The following is an 18,534-nucleotide window of genomic DNA, read 5'->3' as shown; positions in this document are numbered from 1 at the left end:
GCAGCGACGCGACACTCCGAGTGTGCATGAGGGACTGTCGAGTTCGGCAAGCCTAAGTGCGTCACCGTTCCAGAATCGCCGTGATCCCTTGACCTCCGGCGGCGCAAATGGACACGAACCCGCGTCCACTTCCCCTCTGGTGCAACAACTTCGCCAAGGTCGCGACAATTCGGGCGCCGGTGGCGGCAAACGGATGGCCTGCCGCGAGCGACGAGCCGTTGACGTTCAGCCTGGACCTGTCGATCTCGCCGAGTTCCTTCTCCCAGGCCTTCAGCGTGGCGAGCACCTGCGACGCGAACGCCTCGTGCACCTCGTAGAAGTCGAAGTCCTGAAGCGTGAGGCCTGCCTTGTCGAGCATGCGCGGTGCGGCGTGCACGGGAGCCATGAGCAGGCCCTCGTCGCCGTGCACGTAGTCGACGGCGGCTGTTTCGGCGAACGTCAGGTAGGCGAGGACCGGAAGCTTGCGTTCGGCGGCCCATTCCTCGGTGGCGAGCAGGACCGCGGAGGCGCCGTCGGAGAGCGGGGTCGAGTTGCCGGCGGTCATCGTGTCGCCGAAGACCGGCTTGAGCTTGGCGAGCTTCTCGGCGCTGCTGTCCGGGCGGAGGTTCTGGTCGCGGGTCAGGCCCAGGTACGGGGTGACGAGGTCGTCGAAGAAGCCCTCGTCGTAGGCGCGGGCAAGGTTCTGGTGGCTGCGCGCGGTGAGCTCGTCCTGGTCCTCGCGCGTGATGCCGTACTCGGCGGCGGTGATGGCCGCGTGCTCGCCCATGGACATGCCGGTGCGCGGTTCGCCGTTGCGGGGCAGGTGCGGGACGACGTGGCTGGGACGCAGCCTCGCCAGCAGGCTGACCTTGCGGGTGCGGTTGAACTCCAGCAGGAGCTTGCGGAAGTTCTCGTTCACGCCGATCGGCGCGTCGCTGGTGGTGTCGACGCCGCCCGCGATCCCCGCCTCGATCTGGCCGAGCGCGATCTTGTTGGCGACCGCGATGATCGCCTGAAGTCCGGTGCCGCACGCCTGCTGGAGGTCGTACGCGGGTGTTTCGGGGCTGAGCTTGCTGCCCAGGACCGACTCGCGGACGAGGTTGAAGTCGCGTGAGTGCTTCAGCACGGCGCCCGCGACCACCTCGCCGAGGCGTTCGCCCTGCAGGCCGAAGCGGCTGACCAGGCCGTCCAGCACCGTCGTGAACATGTCCTGGTTCGACGCGGTGGCGTACGGGCCGTTCGAGCGGGCGAACGGGATGCGGTTGCCACCGATGATCGCTACTCGCATGCCGCCATGCTACCTACTAGCGGGTAGACTTACTAGCGAGTAGGTTGTGTGACGTGGACAGGTACCAGAAGTTCGCGACGTCGGGGCTGGGTCGCCAGCTCGTGCGCAGGCTCGGCCTGCCGAACCCGCATCCACTCCGCCGTGACGCCGCCCTGGCCACACCGGCGCTGGTGGGTGGCACCACTCGGCTGCCCTTTCTGAAGCAGCTGGAAACAGGTGCGGCTCCCTATGGCGCGTTGGTGTTCGACGCGTCCGAGATCTCGGCCGTCGCGGACCTGCGGCAGCTGCACGACTTCTTCCACCCGGCGATCACGCAGCTCGGGCCGTGCGGACGGGTGATCGTGATCGGGCGCTCGCCGGACTCCGTGGCGCAACGGGCGCTCGAAGGCTTTGTGCGGTCGGTCGGCAAGGAGCTGCGCCGCGGTGGCACGGCCAACCTCGTCTACGTGGCGGACGGCGCCGAGGACGGGGTCGAGTCGACACTGCGGTTCCTGCTGTCCGGGCGTTCCGCGTACGTCTCCGGGCAGGTCGTCCACGTGTCCGCGAACTCGCCGACAGGCACGCTGGACGGCAAGGTCGCGCTGGTCACGGGCGCTTCGCGAGGCATCGGCGAGGCGATCGCCACGACTCTGGGACGCGATGGCGCGCACGTGGTCTGCCTCGACGTGCCCGCTGCCGGGGACGAGCTGTCGAAGGTCGCGAACGCCGTCGGCGGGTCGGCGTTGCAGCTCGACATCACCGGCGATCCCGCACGGCTCACCTCGTACCTGATGGAACGGCACGGTGGCGTCGACGTCGTCGTGCACAACGCGGGCATCACCCGCGACAAGACGTTGGCGCGCATGGACTCCTCGCTGTGGGACTCGGTGCTGGAGGTCAACCTCGCCTGCCAGGAACGGATCAACGACGCGCTGCTCGAAGGCGACGTGCTGCGCGACGGCGGGCGGATCGTCGGGGTGTCGTCGATCGCCGGAATCGCGGGCAACGTCGGCCAGACCAACTACGCCACGTCGAAGGCGGGCGTGATCGGGATGGTCCAGACGCTGGCACCCGTTCTGGCTGCTCGCGGCGCCACGATCAACGCGGTGGCGCCCGGTTTCATCGAGACGAAGATGACCGCGGCCGTTCCGTTCGCGACGCGCGAGGTCGGGCGGCGGATGAACAGCCTGTCGCAGGGCGGGTTGCCGGCCGACGTCGCGGAGACCGTGGCGTGGTTCGCGTCGCCGGGTTCCGGTGGCGTGAACGGGAACGTCGTGCGGGTGTGCGGCCAGATGCTGCTGGGGGCCTGATGTTGCTGCGTGCCGCTCTGACGTCGTTCCGGCGCGGGGAAACGCTTGCCGCGCAACCGGTTTCGGCTTCTTTGGACGTGTCGCTCAAGCATCTGACGGCCTACAACGAGGTGTGCGGGTTCGGGTTGCGCGACGCGTTGCCGCTGACGTACCCGCACGTGCTGGGCTTTCCGTCGCAGATGAAGCTGATGTCCGGCGCCGGGTTCCCGTTTCCGTTGCCGGGCCTCGTGCACATCGCGAACCGGATCACGCAGTCCCGGCCACTGATGTCGTGCGAGCCGTTGGAGATCACGGTGTCCGCGCGCGATCTGCGGCCGCACCCGCAGGGCACCCAGGTCGACGTCGTGACGTCGGTTTCCGGTGTCTGGGAAGGGGTTTCGACCTACCTGCGGCGGACCGGCGGCTCGTCCGGCTCCGGTGAGGAGCTGGAGCGTCCGGTCGGATCGGCGGTGTGGCGGGTGCCCGCGGACATCGGACGGCGTTACGGGGCGGCGTCCGGCGACCGCAACCCGATCCACCTCTATCCGTTGAGCGCCAGGCTGTTCGGCTTCAAGCAGGCGATCGCGCACGGCATGTGGACGAAGGCGCGTTGCCTGGCCGCGCTGGAGGGGCGGCTTCCTGAGGCCGTGACGGTGGACGTCCGGTTCAAGAAGCCGCTGTTCATCCCCGGTCGTGTCGAGTTCTCGGCGGCCGAGGGCGCGGACGGCTGGGAGTTCGCCGTGTGGGGCAAGGGACCCCACCTGGTCGGTTCAGCGGCGTGACGGTGGATGCCAGACGTTGCCGTCGACGAGGTCGCCGAAGCCCATCCAGACGAGGTTCATGAGGCGGGCCGCGACGACGCCGGCGGGTTCCTCCGGGTGGTCGAGCCACCAGTCCGCGAGCGACTCGCCGGCCCCGACCAGCGCGGCGGCCAGCGACTCGGCCTCCAGCTTGGTCGCCGGCGCCTTCGTCGACTGGGTGAGCAGCGCCGCGACCAGTGAGACCGCGCGGCCGCGCATGTCCGTGAGCTCGACGGCGAACGGTCCGCCCTGGGTGGACGCCTGCCGGTGCAGCACCTGCCAGCTCGCCCGGTTCTCGCCGACGAACCCGAAGAACGCCCGCAGGCCGCTCCACAGCTGCACGTCGGGTTCCTGGTCGGGCTCGACGCCCGTCGCGATGGCCTCCATCATGCGGGTGGCCTCACGCCGGATGCAGGTCGCGAACAGCTCCTCCTTCGAGCCGAGGTAGGCGTAGAGCATCGGCTTGGAGATGCCCGCGACCTCGGAGATCTCGTCCATCGACGCCGAGTGGAAGCCGAGCCGCGAGAACACGTCGACCGCGGCATCCATGATCTGCCGCTCACGCACGGCGCGTGGCAAGCGCTTGGCTCGACCTTCTGTGCGCATCATTACCCCTCGGTTCGGAGCAGCAAGATTATCCGATCGGCTTGCCGCTCTATCTACTGGTGAGTAGTCTTACTCGCGAGTAGGTACCAGGAGGTGTGTCAATGACGCTCGACCTCACCACCGAGGCGATCGCGAAGCTCAGCCCGGCCGAGCTGATCAGCACGTTGCAGCAGATCACGCCGGACGACCCGGCGCTGGCCGATGTGAACATCGACGTCATCGCCCGCGGCATCGACCCGAAGAAGCTGGGCAGGGACGACTTCGCCGCACTGCTGAACGCCCTGGGCGCGCTCGCCGACGGCGGCGCGGACCTCGACCTGTCGAAGATGGACCCGTCCAACTTCGCCCGCATCATCTCGCGCGCCTCGAAGGACCAGATCGAGGCCGTCGTCGCCGACCCCGCTCTGCGGGTGCGCGTGCTGGACGAGGTGTTCCGCCGCATGGAGGTCCACTTCCGTTCGGACCGGGCGGGCGCCACTCGTGCCGTCGTGCACTTCCACGTGCTCGAAGACGTCTACGAGGCCATCATCGAAGATGCTCAGTGCACCATCAACAAGGGCGTGACGCGCGAGGCCCGTGCCATCGTGACGCTGACGCCCGCCGACTTCCTGAAGCTCGCGACCGGCAACGCGTCCGCGCCCGTGCTGTTCATGACGGGCAAGCTGAAGGTGAAGGGCGACCTGGGTTTCGCGGCCGGGTTCATGAGCCTGTTCAACATCCCGAAGGCTTAGGAGACTTCTTGTGGGTGGCTTCTCGCTCGAGCTGAACGAAGACCAGACGGACCTGCGCGACTGGGTGCACGGCTTCGCCCGGGACGTGATCAGGCCGGCGGCCTCCGAGTGGGACGAGCGCGAGGAGACGCCGTGGCCGGTGATCCAGGAGGCGGCGAAGATCGGCCTCTACGGCTTCGAGTCCCTCGCGACCTGGTTCGCCGACCCGATCGGCCTGTCACTGCCGATCGCGACCGAGGAACTCTTCTGGGGCGACGCCGGCATCGCCCTGGCCCTGATGGGCACCGGCCTCGCCGTAGCGGGCATCTTCGCCTCCGGTGAGCCCGAACAGCTGGCCGAGTGGGTGCCGGAGTGCTTCGGCGACGAGAGCGAGCCGAAGCTGGCCGCCTTCTGCGCCTCCGAACCCCAGGCAGGCTCCGACGTCGCCGGCTACCGCACTCGCGCGCGCTACGACGAGGCGACCGACGAGTGGGTGATCAACGGCCAGAAGGCCTGGGCCACCAACGGCGGCATCGCGAACGTGCACGTCGTGACGGCTGTGCTCGACCCTTCGCTGGGCTCACGCGGCCAGGCCGGCTTCATCATCCCGCCCGGCACGCCCGGGTTGTCGTCGCCCGGCAAGATCAAGAAGCACGGCATGCGCGCCTCCCACACGGCCGACGTGTTCCTCGACGACGTGCGAGTGCCCGGCCGTTGCGTGCTCGGCGGCCGCGAACGCGTCGAGGCGCGTCTCGCCCGTGCGCGCGAGGGCCAGAAGGCCGGCGGTCAGGCCGCCATGGCGACGTTCGAGACCACGCGTCCGACCGTGGGCGCCATGGCCGTTGGTGTCGCACGGGCCGCCTACGAGTACTCGCTGGACTACGCGAAGGACCGCGAGGCGTTCGGGCGGAAGATCATCGAGAACCAGTCGATCGCGTTCGACCTCGCGAACATGCGGATGGAGATCGACGCGGCGCGGCTGCTGGTGTGGCGTGCGGCGTGGATGGGGCGCAACAACGTGCCGTTCACCGCCGGTGAGGGGTCGATGTCGAAGCTCAAGGCGTCCGAGGTGTCGGTGTGGGCTACCGAGCGGGCGATCCACATCCTGGGTGGGGCCGGGTACACGCGGGAGCACCCGGTGGAGCGGATGCACCGGGACTCGAAGATCTTCACCATCTTCGAGGGGACCTCGGAGATTCAGCGACTGGTCGTGTCGCGCGCGATCTCGGGCATGCAGATCAGGTAACGGGTGGCGGGCGACCTTCGGGCCGCCCGCTCTCGTTGGCGCTCGGTCTTTCCTGGCCATAGGCACCGAAGCTCTGCTGCAGCACGTTGAGGACGTCGCGGTCGTTCTCTTCGCGGATCGCCTCGATTCGTTGCACGAGCAGCAGAAGCCTTCTGTCGGTGTTGGTGTAGTTGCCCACCTGAGTTCGGAACATCCTCAACTCGCGCCCCAGCAAGGACACCCGGCGGATGTCCAGCACCGCTCGGTCGTGCATGCGAGTGAGCTGGATCGTGCCCTCGGACAGAAACGCGAGTGACGCGACGGCTGCGGTGATCCAACTCGGCGCGGACAACAGTGCGAGAGCCGGAGTGATCGCGGACGTGGTGAGCACCAGGAACCTCAGCGTCCGGTAAGCGAGAAGGCGGCGCTTGGAGGCTCGTTCCAGGCCGCTGACCTCGGCCTGCAAGTCGGCGACGTACTCGGCCGAGCGGTCATCACCTTCATCGGCCTTCGGCGAGTACGTCGACCCGATCGACACGGATTCCATCGAGCCGCTGTTCACGAAAACGTTCGAGCCTCCGAAAACCACGCCCATACTTCCGGCGGCATCGGCCTCATGTCGACGCCTCGCAGACCGCTCGCCCAGTTTGGGCCGCGAGTCGTCAGGCTCAGGGGTGTCCACTGTCGTCACCATCGCGTCTCACCTCTCTGACTCATCGCGTGCGGGGTCCGAATTGTTGCCGCGAACGCTGCGTGAGCGCCCTGTAACACCACGTTCCGCTGCGCCGATCAGCCCAGTAGGTCGGCGTTAGGGGGATCGTGGTGCTCCCGAATGTGTTCCTGATGGCCGCCGCGGTCCTCGCCGGGGCCGCGAGCAGTGCCTACGTCGTGACGGTCGTGGACCGTCCACAACCGGTAGTCGTCAGTCACGTGGTGCGCGTACTGGACGCGGAAACGGTCGAGGTGCGCGAAGGCGATCGCACAACGGCCGTGAAACTCGTGAACGTCGCCGCCCCCGCAGCGGACGAGTGCCTGCACGCAGAGGCGCGGAACCTGCTCACCCAACTGCTGCCGGAGGGCACGCAGGTGACCGTGACGCGAGAAGGCCAGTTCGCCGCTCTGTCCACACAGGACGGGATGCTGGTCAACGCCGCGTTGATCGGTGAGGGGCTCGCGGTGCCGACGGTGAACGGCATCCGCTTCCTCGACAAGGCCAAGGAAGCGAACAACTCGGCTGTGGAGAAGCAGAAGGGGCTGCATTCGCCGGACGTGCCGTGCACGTTGCCCGGGCAGGTCAGGGCGATCACGGAGGCCGCGGCCGTGGTCGAGGCGCAGCCGCTCAAGGGCAGCAGGACTGAGCTGACGGTGGCCGCGGACACGGCGAAGACCGCTATCGGGCTGGTGGACCAGTTGGCCAAGCCCGGTGGGCTGACGTGGGACGCGGTGGCGCCGGTGGACCAGACGGTGTTGCTGGCGAAGGTCACCAAGGTGGTGCCCACGTTGTACCGCAAGGAGGCCGAGTTGCGGAACGTCGTCAAGGGGCTGAAGTGATGGCCCGCCGTTCCCCTGAGCCGGCGGGCCACTTGCGACAGCATCTCGGTTTGCGGTTATGGCCCGGTAAAGGTCCTGGTTGGACTTATCCTCCCGAGTCATGAAGCTCTTGCCGCTGCAGTGGGCCGCCGTTGTAGTCATCGCGATCGACGCGATCGTCCTCGTGTCGGGGGCGTTGACCGGCGCGGCGTTGTTGCCGGCGGGGGCGAACCTGGTGCTGGTGCTGACGGGTGTGGCGCTGCTGGTGGTGTTGATCGTGCAGACCGGTGGCGGGCTTCGGCTCGACGGGCTCGCGACGCTGTTCCGGTTGTTGCGCGAGACCTTGCCGAAGTGGGCGATCGCGCTGGCCGCCGTCGCGTTCTACGGCGGGTGGCTCGTCGCGTTCGTGAGCCTCTCCTCCGACAGTGTCGCCGGGAACCTCAAGTACGAGAACGGGAAGTACACGACGTCGGAGCGCAAGGTCGTCCGTGAGCTCACCAGGGAGCAGTACGAGGCGGCTTTGACGGCGAACCAGCGTGCGTGGGCCGGGTTCAGCCTCGCGTTCGCCGGTGGCACGCTCGGGTTCGCCGGGATCGCCCGTCGTATCAAGGAGAACAGCTAGAGCGGGAGCGTCAGGATCGCGCCCACGCGCTTGAGTTCGCGGCGGTGCACGGCCAGCAGCACCACGTCGGACGGGCGGCGGAAGCGCAGCACCACGAAGTTCGGGTGTGGCGGGTCCTGGTCGACGATCTGCTCCACGCGGCCCTCGGCGTCGCTGAAGATGATGCGCTCGGCCCAGATGATCTTGGTGGGGCCGAAGAACAGCTCGCCCTCGTGCCACTCGCCGTCCAGGAAGACGTCACCGTCGCCGCGCTGGTGGACCTCGTCGCTCGGACCGAAGGCCTCGCCGAGCACGCTCCCCAGGATCTCGAACAGAACAGACATCACGATCCCCCTTCGTTGCCACGGAAACGAGCTGGGCGCCCAGCTGGTTCCCGCGGGATTCAAGAGGTCTAGCCGAACGGCTGGCCGGCTTCGCGCAGCCAGGCACGCTCACGCGAGTGGTCCGGCATGGCGGGCCAGCCGTTGATCCTCGCGATCAGGACCCAGTACCGCTCGGCACGCGGGTCCGCGAAGTCGGAGAGCTCGCGCAGCCGCTCGACGAGACTTCCGTCGTTCGGCAGGTTCAGCGCCTCCGCCCAGTTGGCGTTCACGCGATCGACGACCGCGCGCGCCTCGGCGGACTCCGGCGCGATGCCCGCGTCGAGAGCCTCGCGGGCCTGGGCGATCGCGAAGGTGAACGCCTCCATCTGACCTTCGGCCGGCGGGCCCATGTCCGCCCCTGCCCGGCGCTGTTCCTCGTGCTGCTGGGACATCCGCTTGACCGACGCGCGGAAGTCCGGGTCCTGCACCAGCTTCGCGAGCTCGACCCAGGCCTCCAACTGCTCGGTCGACGGGTCGTCCGGCAGCTCGATCCGCACGGAACGCATGTGCTGCTCGAACTGCGGGTCCAGCTCGTAGGGCCCGAACACCTCCTCGAAGAAGTCGTCGAGGATCCGCTGGCGCTCCTCGTCCGACATGCGTGCCAACTCGTTCATCAGTTCCATCTCCCCTCCCTTGGCGACGGCGCGCAAGACGGCACGGCGCAGCCGCAACGTCCTCATCTGCGCGTCGATCGCATCCGCGTGTGCACGCGCCACGTCGGTCACCGACACCTCACGCGCCAGCACGCGGCCGGCGGTCGGCAGGTCCACGCCCAGATCCCTGAGCGTGCGGACGAGCTTCAACCTCGCCAGCGCGTCCGTGTCGTAGGTGCGGTAGCCGCCGGTGGTTCTGTCCGTGGGCGGGATGAGGCCCGAGTCGGAGTAGAACCTGATGGTGCGGACGGTGAGTCCGGTCATCCTGGCCAGCTCACCGATCTGGTAGCGCGTCACGGGAGCAACTGTGCAGTCTCCAGTAGGTGGAGAGTCAACTCGAATCACCCATCGGATGATCCGATTGATTTCAGGTGGCTCGGAGAGGCCGCACGAGTTGCCCCGAATGAACTAGTGACGACGAGCCTCGACCTGTGGAAGTTTGGGAGGCGTTGGGATTGCCTGGGGGGCATACACCGATTCGCGACCTTCACAGAAGGTCTGTTTCGGCGCGCCTCCCAACATTTTTCTGGGGGAATTGATGGCTAGTTTTTCGCGTGCGTTGAAAATCACCATCGGCGGCGTCGGGCTGGTCGCCGCGATGCTCGGTGCGGTGGCCGCGCCGGCGAACGCCGAGGTGTCGGGACCGGAGACCACCGTCAACGGTGTCGTGTCGTCGACCGAGATCACGGTGGACGTCATGCCTGACGTGAGCCGGAACGCGGCACCGATGCTCTGCCTCCGCGGCCACGTCCAGGACGTCGGCTGGCAGGGCTGGACCTGCGACGCCGGCAACGGGGCCGCCGCAGGTACGGCAGGTCAGGGCCGCCGGCTCGAGGCAATCCAGTTCGTCACCTACGACTCGGGCGGCGTGACCTGCGCGCTGGCACACGTCCAGGACGTCGGCTGGCAGGGCCGGGACTGCCGGAACGACGGCCAGGTCGGACAGATCGGCACGACGGGTCAGGGCCGGCGCATCGAGGCGATCGGGTTGGGCAACACCGGCAGGACCACGTGCGCACGGGCACACGTGCAGAACCAAGGCTGGCAGGATCCGGTCTGCGAGCCAGCCAATGTCTACGCCTACGTCGGCACCACCGGCCAGGGCCTGCAAATGGAAGCCTTGATCGCCAGCATCCTGTAGAAATCAAAAAGGTCGTGGGTGCTTTCCGTCCTCAGAATGACGGAAAGCACCCACGACCGGATTTCAGTAAGTGATCGCGATGCCCGGCTCGGCCAGCAGCGCGCCGACGTCGGCCAGGAACTGCGAGCCCTGCTGACCGTCGACCACGCGGTGGTCGAAGGAGAGCGCGAGCTGGCAGATCTTGCGGATCTTGATCTCGCCGTCGACCACCCACGGCATGTCGCGGATCGCGCCGAGGGCGAGGATCGCGGACTCTCCGGGGTTGAGGATCGGCGTGCCGGTGTCGACGCCGAAGACGCCGACGTTGGTGATCGTGATCGTGCCGTTCATCATGTCGGCCGGCGACGTCTTGCCGTCACGGGCGACCGTGGCGAGCTCGTCGAGCGCCACCGCGAGTTCCTTGAGGGACATGCGGTCGGCGTCGCGGACCTTCGGCACCACCAGGCCGCGCGGCGTGGCGGCCGCGATGCCCAGGTGGACGTAGTCCTTGTAGACGATCTCGTTCGCCGCCGCGTCCCACGTCGCGTTGACGTCCGGCGTGCGACGGGCCGCGAGGATGATCGCCTTGGCGCAGAACGCGAGCGGCGTCAGCTTCACGCCGCGGAACTCCGGCGCGTTCTTCAGGCGCGCGCGCAGTTCCATCATCGGCGTCACGTCGACCGTCAGGAACTCGGTGACGTGCGGCGCGGTGAACGCGCTGTCCACCATCGCCTGCGCGGTCGCCTTGCGGACGCCCTTGATCGGCACCCTGCGCTCGCGCGAGCCGTTGTCCACAAAGGACGCTGCCGGAGCGGCGACCGGGGCTGCCACCGCGGTTTCGACGTCCTCCCGCGTGATCACGCCGTTCGGGCCGGAGCCCGTGAGCGCGTGCAGGTCGACGCCGAGGTCCTTGGCCAGCTTGCGCACCGGCGGCTTGGCCAGCGGCACGTACCCACCCGGCGTCTGCGCCGGAGCAGCGACCACGACCGGAGCCGGGGGCGCCACGACCGGAGCCGGAGCGGGAGCAGGCGGGGCCACGACTGCCGCGGCCGGAGCTGCGGCGGGCGCATCCTTGCGGGCACGGCGCTTCGCGGTACCGGACTTCGGGCCGTAGCCGACGAGCGTCGCGATGCGCCCGCCCGGCATCTCCTCGCCGATCTTGCCGGACGAGGTGCCGTTCGCCTCCGCCGCAACGGGTGCGGGGGCAGGTGCGGCCGCGCCACCGGGGTCGGTGTCGATCGTGATGATCGGGACGCCGACCTCGACGGTCTGACCGGGCTCCGCGAGGAGCTCGGTCACGACGCCCGCCCACGGGCAGGGCAGCTCGACGGCCGCCTTGGCCGTCTCGATCTCGACGATGATCTGGTTGACCGTGACGGTGTCACCCGGCTTCACGTGCCAGGTGAGGATGTCGGCCTCGGTCAGCCCCTCTGCCGTGTCGGGCAAGGGGAACTGCTTGAACTGCGGCATTTCCGGTTGTCCCCTTACCAGGCGAGAGAGCGGTCGACGGCGTGCAGCACCCGGTCGAGGTCGGGGAGGAACTCCTCCTCGAGCTTCGAGGGCGGGTACGGGGTGTCGAAACCGGTCACCCGCAGCACCGGTGCCTGCAAGGAGTAGAAGCACTCCTGCTGGACCTTGGCTGCAATCTCGCTGCTGATCGAGGACTCGGACGGTGCCTCGGACACGACGATCAGACGGCCGGTGCGGCGCACCGAGTCGTAGACCGGCGCGAGGTCCAGCGGCGACAGCGTGCGCAGGTCGATGACCTCCAGCGAGGTGCCGTCCTCGGCGGCCGCGTTGGCCGCGTCCAACGACGTCCTGACCATCGGGCCGTACGCGACCAGCGTCGCGTCCGTGCCCTGGCGCAGCACCCGCGACTCGAACAGCTTGCCGGGCTGGGCCGTGGTGTCGACCTCGCCCTTCTCGTAGTAACGACGCTTGGGCTCGAAGAACAGCACCGGGTCGTCGCTGTCGATCGCCTGCTGGATCATCCAGTACGCGTCGGCCGGGTTCGAGCACGAGACGACCTTGAGGCCGGCGGTGTGCGCGAAGTACGACTCCGGCGACTCCGAGTGGTGCTCGACCGCACCGATGCCGCCGCCGAACGGCACGCGGATCACGATGGGCAGCTTGATCTTGCCCTGGGTGCGGTAGTGCAGCTTCGCGACCTGCGACACGATCTGGTCGAAGCCCGGGAAGATGAAGCCGTCGAACTGGATCTCGCACACCGGGCGGTAGCCGCGGATCGCGAGACCCACGGCGGTGCCGATGATGCCGGACTCCGCGAGCGGCGTGTCGAGCACGCGCTGCTCACCGAAGTCCTTCTGCAGGCCGTCGGTAATTCGGAAGACGCCGCCGAGCTTGCCGATGTCCTCGCCCATCATGATGACCTTGGGGTCGGCCTCCATGGCCGCCCGCAAGCCCATGTTCAGAGCCTTGGAGATGGTGAGCGTCTGCACCGGGGAAGCCGGGGCAGCGGCCGTGGAACGGTCCATGGTCGGAGCAGCCATCAGTGCTCACCTCCAGCAAAACCCGAGACGTAGTCGAGGAATTCGTCGCGCTGCGCGTCGAGGGCGGGGCTGCCCTCCGCGTACACGTTGCTGAAGATCCGTTCAGCGGGCGGATCGGGCATGTTCGTGCAGAACTCCCGCAGTTCCTCGCCCAGCTTGTCGGCGTCGGCCTCGACGCCCTCGAAGAACTCGTGGTCGGCCCACTGCTGGCGGACCAGGTAGACCTTCACGCGCTCGATCGGGTCCTTGAGCTTCCACATCTCCAGCTCGTCCGACAGCCGGTAGCGCGTCGGGTCGTCGGAGGTGGTGTGCGCGTCCATCCGGTAGGTGAACGCCTCGATCAGGATCGGGCCGTTGCCGTGGCGGCACTCGTCCAGCGCCCACTTCGTCACGGCGAGCGTCGCGAGGACGTCGTTGCCGTCGACGCGGATGCCGGGGAAGCCGTAGCCGCGGGCGCGCTGGTACAGCGGCAGGCGCGACTGGCGCTCGGTGGGCTCGGAGATGGCCCACTGGTTGTTCTGGCAGAAGAAGACGAGCGGCGCGTCGTAGACCGCGGCCCACACGAAGCCCTCGTGCACGTCACCCTGGCTGGTCGCGCCGTCGCCGAAGAAGCACATGGTGGCTTCTCCCTCGTCGTCGCCGACCTTGCCGTCGAACTTCTGGCCCATCGCGTACCCGGCCGCGTTGAGGACCTGGTTGCCGATGACGATCGTGTACGGGTGGAAGCGCTTCTCGACGGGGTCCCAGGTGCCCTGGTCCGTGCCGCGGAAGATGCCGAGCAGCTCCGTCGGGTTGATCCCGCGCGTCCACGCGATGCCGTGCTCGCGGTAGCTCGGGAACGCCATGTCCGTCTGACGCATCGCGCGGCCGGCGCCGATCTGCGCGGCCTCCTGGCCGAGCAGCGGCACCCAGATGCCGAGCTGGCCCTTGCGCTGCAGGGCGTTCGCCTCGCGGTCGACCCGGCGGATCAGAACCATGTCGCGGTACAGACCGCGCAGTTCCTCCGGCGTGATGTCGATGTCGAAGTCGGGGTGCTGGACCCGCTCACCCTCCGGGGTGAGGAGCTGCACCAGGTCGGCACCGCCCTCGTCTGTCGCTCGCAAGCCTGCGATCACCTGTTCCGCTGTCGGTTTTGCGGCAGTGGCGGCCGGCGCTGCATCCGGCTCAGGGTGCGTCCATTGCTCAGGGGACGACATGCGCCTTCTCCTCTGTCTACTCCGACCGCCTGATCGCTCGTGACGACCTCGTGCGGCGACGTCGGCGGTCGCCGCCAACCCTGTGGGGCCGGAGGCAGCCGTCGACGGTGACGGTGGCTTACGACCACATCCTGACACGGCCTCACCCGAGTTGGTGAGACCCGTCCCACTTCGTAACACACGAGTCAACGTTCTGATCAGCGACAACAGTCGGAGGTTCGACCTTTTGTCCTCCGACTAGGCCGTCCGATTACCGGACGCTGCCGTCCCGGTTACCGATCGTTAACTTAGCTGCGGGCCTCCAGGGAAGAGCCTAGGCACGCGAGCAGAGGCGGAGTCGTGACAGGATCGAGAGGTGGACCGCTCTGTTGTGACCAGCACCGTCAGGACGCTTTGGGACGACGACATCATCCCGAGCCTGTCTCAGCTCGTCGCCGTGCCGGCGATCTCGCCCGCGTTCGATCCCGCCTGGGAAGAACACGGCGAACTGGCCGCCGCGATCGAGCACGTGCGCCTCTGGATCGAGTCTCGCGCACTGCCTGGAGCGGTGCTGGAAGTCGTCCAACTGGCGGGACGCACGCCGCTTCTCGTGGTCGACGTGCCCGCGTCCGGTAACTCGGGCGACGACACGGTGTTGCTCTACGGACATCTCGACAAGCAGCCGCCGGTGGGCGGCTGGGGTGAAGGACTCGGTCCGTGGACCCCGGTTCTGCGTGACGGACGTCTCTACGGCCGTGGCGCGGCCGATGACGGCTATTCCGGATATGCCGCGATCGCCGCGATCGAGGCCGTGCGCGCGGCAGGCGGTTCGCACGCCCGTTGCGTCGTGCTGCTGGAGACCGGCGAGGAGTCGGGTTCGCCCGATCTGCCCGCTTACCTGGAGCACCTGTCCGATCGCCTGGGCCGGGTTTCCCTGGTCGTGTGCCTGGACTCCGGCGGCTCCGACTACGACCGCATGTGGCTGACCACGTCGCTGCGCGGGTTGGTGCAGGTCACGGCCACCGTCCGGGTGCTGGACGGCGGACTGCACTCCGGCATGGCGTCGGGCATCGTGCCGTCGTCGTTCCGGATCGCCCGCGTGTTGCTGGATCGGATCGAGAACGCGGAGACCGGCGAGATCCTCGTGCCGGAGATGCACGTCGAGATCCCCGCCGGGCGACTGGCCGAGGTCCGCGAGGCCGTCGAGGCCGCGCCGGGCGCGCTGTGGGGTGCGGTGCCGCGCGTCGGCGACCTGCAGCCGGTTTCCGAGGACGAGGTGGAGCTGGCGCTGAACTCCGGCTGGCGGCCGACCCTGTCCGTCACCGGTGCCGAGGGTCTGCCTTTGCCTGATGACGCCGGCAACGTGCTGCGGCCGTTCACCTCGCTGGTGCTGTCGTTCCGCCTGCCCCCGACGGCTTCGGCCGCCGCGGCGCTGGAGGCGGTGCGCGAGAAGCTCACCACCGACGTGCCCTACAACGCGACCGTGGAGCTCTCCCGGGTCGAGTCGGCCGACGGCTGGAACGCGCCGGAGCTGGCGCCCTGGCTGTCCGCCGTCCTGGACGAGGCGGGCAAGGAGATCTTCGGCGCACCGTGGCGGACCGTGTCGCTGGGCGGCTCGATCCCGTTCATGGGGCTGCTGCACGAGGCGTACCCCGAGGCCCAGTTCGTGGTGACGGGCGTGATCGGTCCGGACTCGAACTGCCACGTGCCGGACGAGTGGCTGCACCTGGCGCACGCGGCTCGGGTCACCGAGGCGATCGCGCTGGTTCTCGACTCGCATTCCAGGCAGTCCTGACCCGGCAATTAGTGAGGAAAGACTCAGACAACACCTGGGCCCCACCAGCCGTCCTACCTGGTGTCCCACACTGGGGCGATGGGCGAAAAAGCGGAACGGGCGCGTCTCGCGGAGTCGGACACACCGACTTCGCCGTGGCGGCTGTGGGGGCCGTACCTCTCGGGTCGCCAGTGGGGCACGGTCCGCGAGGACTACTCGCCCGAGGGTGACGCGTGGGCGTCGTTCCCGTTCGACCACGCCCGTGCGCGCGCCTACCGGTGGGGCGAGGACGGCATCGCCGGCATTTGCGACGTGCACGGGTTCATGAACTTCGCGATCGCCCTGTGGAACGGCAAGGACCCGATCCTCAAGGAGCGGTACTTCGGCCTCACCAACGACGAGGGCAACCACGGTGAGGACGTCAAGGAGCACTGGTGGGTGACCGACGGGACGCCCACGCACTCGTGGATGCAGGTGGTCTACCGGTATCCGCAGCGCGAGTTCCCGTACGGCCAGCTGCGGGAGATGGCGCGCAACGCCGGCCGGGAGAACCGCGAGCCTGAACTGAGCGACACCGGGGTGCTCGACGAGAACCGGTTCTTCGACGTCCAGGTCACCTACGCGAAGGCCGAGACGGACGACATCTGCATCGAGATCAGCGCGACGAACCACGGGCCGGAGGACGCGCCGCTGCACCTGCTGCCGCAGTTGTGGTTCCGCAACACGTGGGCGTGGGGGCGGGACCAACGGCCGTGCCAGCTCGTTGCCAGCACGACGACCGGACGCAAGGTCACGGCTGACCACGGCAACCTCGGCCGGTACACGCTGCACCTGGACGACTCGCCGTCGATGCTCATGACGGACAACGAGAGCAACGAGATGTCGCTCTTCGGGGCCGAGCGCAACCCATCACCGTGGGCCAAGGACGGCATCTGCAACTACGTGGTGCACGGCAGCACGTCCACATGTCAGGTCGTGGGGCCGGACGACGCCGGTGCGGCGGGCACGAAGTTCGCGGCCTGGTACTCGTTCGACCCGGTGGAGCCGGGCGAGACGGTGACGATCCGGGTCAGGCTGGTCGGCGGCGACGGGCACCTGGACCCGTTCGGGCCGAGCTTCGACGAGACCATGAGCGCCCGCAAGCTCGAGGCCGACGAGTTCCACGACGACATCGCGCCGGACACCAGCCCCGAGGAGAAGCACGTGCTGCGGCGCGCGCTCGCCGGGCTCATGTGGACGAAGCAGCACTACCGGTTCCGCACGCGCGACTGGCTGGACGGCGACCCGACGAAGCCTGAAGCACCGTCGAGCAGACGTACGCCCGAGGCGCGCAACGTGCACTGGCGGCATCTCGACGTCGCCGACGTGATCTCGATGCCGGACGAGTGGGAGTACCCGTGGTTCGCGGCGTGGGACCTCGCGTTCCACACGATCCCGTTCACGCTGGTCGACCCCGCGTTCGCGAAGGAGCAGCTGCTGCTGTTCTGCCGTGAGTGGATGATGCACCCGAACGGCCAGATTCCCGCCTACGAGTGGGAGTTCGGCGACGTCAACCCGCCGGTGCACGCGTGGGCGGCGTTGCAGGTCTACCGCGCGGACGGCAGCAGGGACCGCGGGTTCCTCGCCAAGATCTTCCACAAGCTGCTGCTCAACTTCTCCTGGTGGGTCAACCGCAAGGACGCCGACGGCAGCTACCTGTTCGAGGGCGGGTTCCTCGGCATGGACAACATCGGGCCGGTCAACCGGTCCGAGCCGATGCTGGGCGAGTGGCGGCTGGAGCAGTCCGACGCCACGTCGTGGATGGCCGCGTACAGCCTGCACCTCATGCAGATCGCGCTGGAGCTGGCGCGCGACGACGAGTCCTATGAGGACGTCGCGACGAAGTTCGTCGAGCACTTCCTGTCGATCGCGGAGGCGTTCACGCACTTCGGGTCGAACGGCCGCGGAATCTGGCACGACGAGGACGGCTTCTGCTACGACCGCGTCTCGCGGCGCCACCCGGACGGTCACGTCGAGTCCGAGCCGGTGCGCGTGCGGTCGATGGTCGGTCTGATCCCGTTGCTGGCAAGTGCCGTGCTCGAACCGTGGGTGCTCAGTGACCTGCACGGGTTCACCAGACGGCTGGAGCACCTGCTCAAGCGCCGGCCGGAGCTGCGGCAGTTCATCACGTTCCACTACGACCGCGGCGCGTTCGTGTCGCTGCTGGACGAGAGCAAGCTCAAGCGCGTCCTGCACCGGATGCTCGACGAGCAGGAGTTCCTGTCGCCACACGGCATCCGGAGCCTGTCGGCAGCGCACCGCGAGGGGCTCGAGGTCAACGTCGCGGGCCAGGACCACCGCATGGGCTACGAGCCCGGCGAGTCGCACACGCCGATGTTCGGCGGCAACTCGAACTGGCGCGGCCCGGTCTGGCTGCCCACCAACGCGCTGCTGGTGGAGGCGCTCCGCACGGTCTGCGCGTTCCACGACGGCATGTTCCAGGTCGAGATGCCGACGCACTCCGGACGTTGGGTGACCGCGGGCCAGGTGGCGGACGAGCTGAGCGACCGGCTCGTCGGGCTGTTCCTGCCCGACCACGACGGACGCAGACCGTCGGACGGCAAGCGCATCGAGGCCTCCGAGTCACCCCTTTGGCGCAGGCACGTGACCTTCAGCGAGTACTTCGACGGGGACACGGGCGAAGGTCTCGGCGCGACCCACCAGACGGGGTGGACGGCGCTGGTCGCGGGCTTGTTGACCGACCGTTCGCGGTGAACGGGGTCTTCCGTGATCAAATCCTGATCAAGCAATGTAGCAAGTCGTCACTATTCGAGCGCAAAGCGTGCATACGTTGTGTGATCTAGGCTAATTCGCACAATGATTTGCGCCAGGAAGCGCAAATTCACGCAGAATTCTTGCGTTGGAGTGGCCTG

General features: G+C 68.2%; 17 protein-coding genes. 9 read left to right on the top strand and 8 right to left on the bottom strand.

Annotated elements, in window-relative coordinates:
- Positions 1–61: 61 nt before the first annotated feature.
- On the bottom strand, positions 62–1,267 hold the full coding sequence (locus BM417_RS18920; RefSeq protein WP_093595420.1) for an acetyl-CoA C-acetyltransferase: 1,206 nt from the start codon (positions 1,265–1,267) through the stop codon (positions 62–64).
- A 53-nt stretch (positions 1,268–1,320) separates the two neighbouring features.
- Between BM417_RS18920 and BM417_RS18915 the strand changes: the two genes are divergently transcribed.
- Positions 1,321–2,556: a 3-oxoacyl-ACP reductase gene (locus BM417_RS18915; protein WP_093595417.1), complete on the top strand. Its 1,236-nt coding sequence runs from the start codon at positions 1,321–1,323 to the stop codon at positions 2,554–2,556.
- The gene (locus BM417_RS18910) at positions 2,556–3,317 is read left to right on the top strand and encodes a MaoC family dehydratase (protein WP_093595414.1); all 762 of its coding nucleotides are present in this window, start codon (positions 2,556–2,558) and stop codon (positions 3,315–3,317) included. Before BM417_RS18915 ends, BM417_RS18910 begins: the two co-directional genes overlap by 1 nt.
- Here BM417_RS18910 and BM417_RS18905 read toward each other — a convergent pair.
- Positions 3,306–3,944: a TetR/AcrR family transcriptional regulator gene (locus tag BM417_RS18905; RefSeq protein ID WP_093595411.1), complete on the bottom strand. Its 639-nt coding sequence runs from the start codon at positions 3,942–3,944 to the stop codon at positions 3,306–3,308. The two genes, BM417_RS18910 and BM417_RS18905, sit on opposite strands and share 12 nt — an antisense overlap.
- A 98-nt stretch (positions 3,945–4,042) precedes the next feature.
- Here BM417_RS18905 and BM417_RS18900 point away from each other — a divergent pair, with 98 nt between their 5' ends.
- Both BM417_RS18900 and BM417_RS18895 read left to right on the top strand, forming a co-directional pair.
- Complete coding sequence (locus BM417_RS18900) at positions 4,043–4,672, top strand: SCP2 sterol-binding domain-containing protein (RefSeq protein ID WP_093595408.1); 630 nt, start codon at positions 4,043–4,045, stop codon at positions 4,670–4,672.
- A 10-nt stretch (positions 4,673–4,682) separates the two neighbouring features.
- Positions 4,683–5,897: an acyl-CoA dehydrogenase family protein gene (locus tag BM417_RS18895; RefSeq protein ID WP_093595405.1), complete on the top strand. Its 1,215-nt coding sequence runs from the start codon at positions 4,683–4,685 to the stop codon at positions 5,895–5,897.
- Here BM417_RS18895 and BM417_RS18890 read toward each other — a convergent pair.
- The gene (locus BM417_RS18890) at positions 5,890–6,423 is read right to left on the bottom strand and encodes an SLATT domain-containing protein (protein ID WP_177320484.1); all 534 of its coding nucleotides are present in this window, start codon (positions 6,421–6,423) and stop codon (positions 5,890–5,892) included. The genes BM417_RS18895 and BM417_RS18890 overlap by 8 nt on opposite strands.
- Positions 6,424–6,719: 296 nt before the next feature.
- On the opposite strand from BM417_RS18890, the gene BM417_RS18885 reads away from it, so the two are divergent.
- On the top strand, positions 6,720–7,427 hold the full coding sequence (locus BM417_RS18885) for a thermonuclease family protein (protein WP_143138703.1): 708 nt from the start codon (positions 6,720–6,722) through the stop codon (positions 7,425–7,427).
- A gap of 100 nt (positions 7,428–7,527) precedes the next feature.
- Positions 7,528–8,028 (top strand): hypothetical protein, encoded by a 501-nt coding sequence (locus tag BM417_RS18880; RefSeq protein WP_093595396.1) that lies wholly within the window; start codon positions 7,528–7,530, stop codon positions 8,026–8,028.
- On the opposite strand, the gene BM417_RS18875 is transcribed toward BM417_RS18880, so the two are convergent.
- The gene (locus BM417_RS18875) at positions 8,025–8,351 is read right to left on the bottom strand and encodes a hypothetical protein (protein ID WP_093595393.1); all 327 of its coding nucleotides are present in this window, start codon (positions 8,349–8,351) and stop codon (positions 8,025–8,027) included. The two genes, BM417_RS18880 and BM417_RS18875, sit on opposite strands and share 4 nt — an antisense overlap.
- Positions 8,352–8,419: 68 nt before the next feature.
- Positions 8,420–9,340: a helix-turn-helix domain-containing protein gene (locus BM417_RS18870; protein WP_093595390.1), complete on the bottom strand. Its 921-nt coding sequence runs from the start codon at positions 9,338–9,340 to the stop codon at positions 8,420–8,422.
- 262 nt (positions 9,341–9,602) lie between these two features.
- Here BM417_RS18870 and BM417_RS18865 point away from each other — a divergent pair, with 262 nt between their 5' ends.
- Complete coding sequence (locus BM417_RS18865) at positions 9,603–10,184, top strand: hypothetical protein (protein ID WP_177320483.1); 582 nt, start codon at positions 9,603–9,605, stop codon at positions 10,182–10,184.
- A 63-nt stretch (positions 10,185–10,247) separates the two neighbouring features.
- Here the strand turns inward: BM417_RS18865 and BM417_RS18860 are convergent, their stop codons facing one another.
- The 3 genes from BM417_RS18860 to pdhA are packed head-to-tail and all read right to left on the bottom strand — an operon-like array spanning position 10,248 to position 13,869.
- Positions 10,248–11,633 (bottom strand): dihydrolipoamide acetyltransferase family protein, encoded by a 1,386-nt coding sequence (locus BM417_RS18860; protein ID WP_093595384.1) that lies wholly within the window; start codon positions 11,631–11,633, stop codon positions 10,248–10,250.
- A 14-nt stretch (positions 11,634–11,647) separates the two neighbouring features.
- Positions 11,648–12,673, bottom strand: a complete 1,026-nt coding sequence (locus tag BM417_RS18855) for an alpha-ketoacid dehydrogenase subunit beta (RefSeq protein WP_093595381.1) — start codon at positions 12,671–12,673, stop codon at positions 11,648–11,650.
- Positions 12,673–13,869: a pyruvate dehydrogenase (acetyl-transferring) E1 component subunit alpha gene (gene pdhA / locus BM417_RS18850; protein WP_093595378.1), complete on the bottom strand. Its 1,197-nt coding sequence runs from the start codon at positions 13,867–13,869 to the stop codon at positions 12,673–12,675. Before pdhA ends, BM417_RS18855 begins: the two co-directional genes overlap by 1 nt.
- A gap of 355 nt (positions 13,870–14,224) precedes the next feature.
- Between pdhA and BM417_RS18845 the strand changes: the two genes are divergently transcribed.
- Positions 14,225–15,643 (top strand): M20/M25/M40 family metallo-hydrolase, encoded by a 1,419-nt coding sequence (locus BM417_RS18845; protein WP_093595375.1) that lies wholly within the window; start codon positions 14,225–14,227, stop codon positions 15,641–15,643.
- Between the two features lie 78 nt (positions 15,644–15,721).
- On the top strand, positions 15,722–18,376 hold the full coding sequence (locus BM417_RS18840) for an MGH1-like glycoside hydrolase domain-containing protein (RefSeq protein WP_093595372.1): 2,655 nt from the start codon (positions 15,722–15,724) through the stop codon (positions 18,374–18,376).
- Positions 18,377–18,534: the final 158 nt, after the last annotated feature.

The organism is Lentzea waywayandensis, assembly GCF_900115955.1.
Taxonomy (GTDB): domain Bacteria; phylum Actinomycetota; class Actinomycetes; order Mycobacteriales; family Pseudonocardiaceae; genus Lentzea; species Lentzea waywayandensis.
The sequence above is the reverse complement of the archived record's forward strand: the minus strand, read 5'-3'. Positions and strand labels throughout refer to the sequence as shown.

Bases quoted from the DNA above. Each gene is read 5' to 3' on its own strand.
- BM417_RS18860 (WP_093595384.1), bottom strand. From the start codon at position 11,633: ATGCCGCAGTTCAAGCAGTTCCCCTTGCCCGACACGGCAGAGGGGCTG.
- BM417_RS18875 (WP_093595393.1), bottom strand. From the start codon at position 8,351: ATGTCTGTTCTGTTCGAGATCCTGGGGAGCGTGCTCGGCGAGGCCTTC.
- BM417_RS18900 (WP_093595408.1), top strand. From the start codon at position 4,043: ATGACGCTCGACCTCACCACCGAGGCGATCGCGAAGCTCAGCCCGGCC.
- BM417_RS18840 (WP_093595372.1), top strand. From the start codon at position 15,722: ATGGGCGAAAAAGCGGAACGGGCGCGTCTCGCGGAGTCGGACACACCG.
- BM417_RS18905 (WP_093595411.1), bottom strand. From the start codon at position 3,944: ATGATGCGCACAGAAGGTCGAGCCAAGCGCTTGCCACGCGCCGTGCGT.
- BM417_RS18920 (WP_093595420.1), bottom strand. From the start codon at position 1,267: ATGCGAGTAGCGATCATCGGTGGCAACCGCATCCCGTTCGCCCGCTCG.
- BM417_RS18910 (WP_093595414.1), top strand. From the start codon at position 2,556: ATGTTGCTGCGTGCCGCTCTGACGTCGTTCCGGCGCGGGGAAACGCTT.
- pdhA (WP_093595378.1), bottom strand. From the start codon at position 13,869: ATGTCGTCCCCTGAGCAATGGACGCACCCTGAGCCGGATGCAGCGCCG.
- BM417_RS18885 (WP_143138703.1), top strand. From the start codon at position 6,720: ATGGCCGCCGCGGTCCTCGCCGGGGCCGCGAGCAGTGCCTACGTCGTG.
- BM417_RS18855 (WP_093595381.1), bottom strand. From the start codon at position 12,673: ATGGCTGCTCCGACCATGGACCGTTCCACGGCCGCTGCCCCGGCTTCC.
- BM417_RS18890 (WP_177320484.1), bottom strand. From the start codon at position 6,423: ATGGAATCCGTGTCGATCGGGTCGACGTACTCGCCGAAGGCCGATGAA.
- BM417_RS18880 (WP_093595396.1), top strand. From the start codon at position 7,528: ATGAAGCTCTTGCCGCTGCAGTGGGCCGCCGTTGTAGTCATCGCGATC.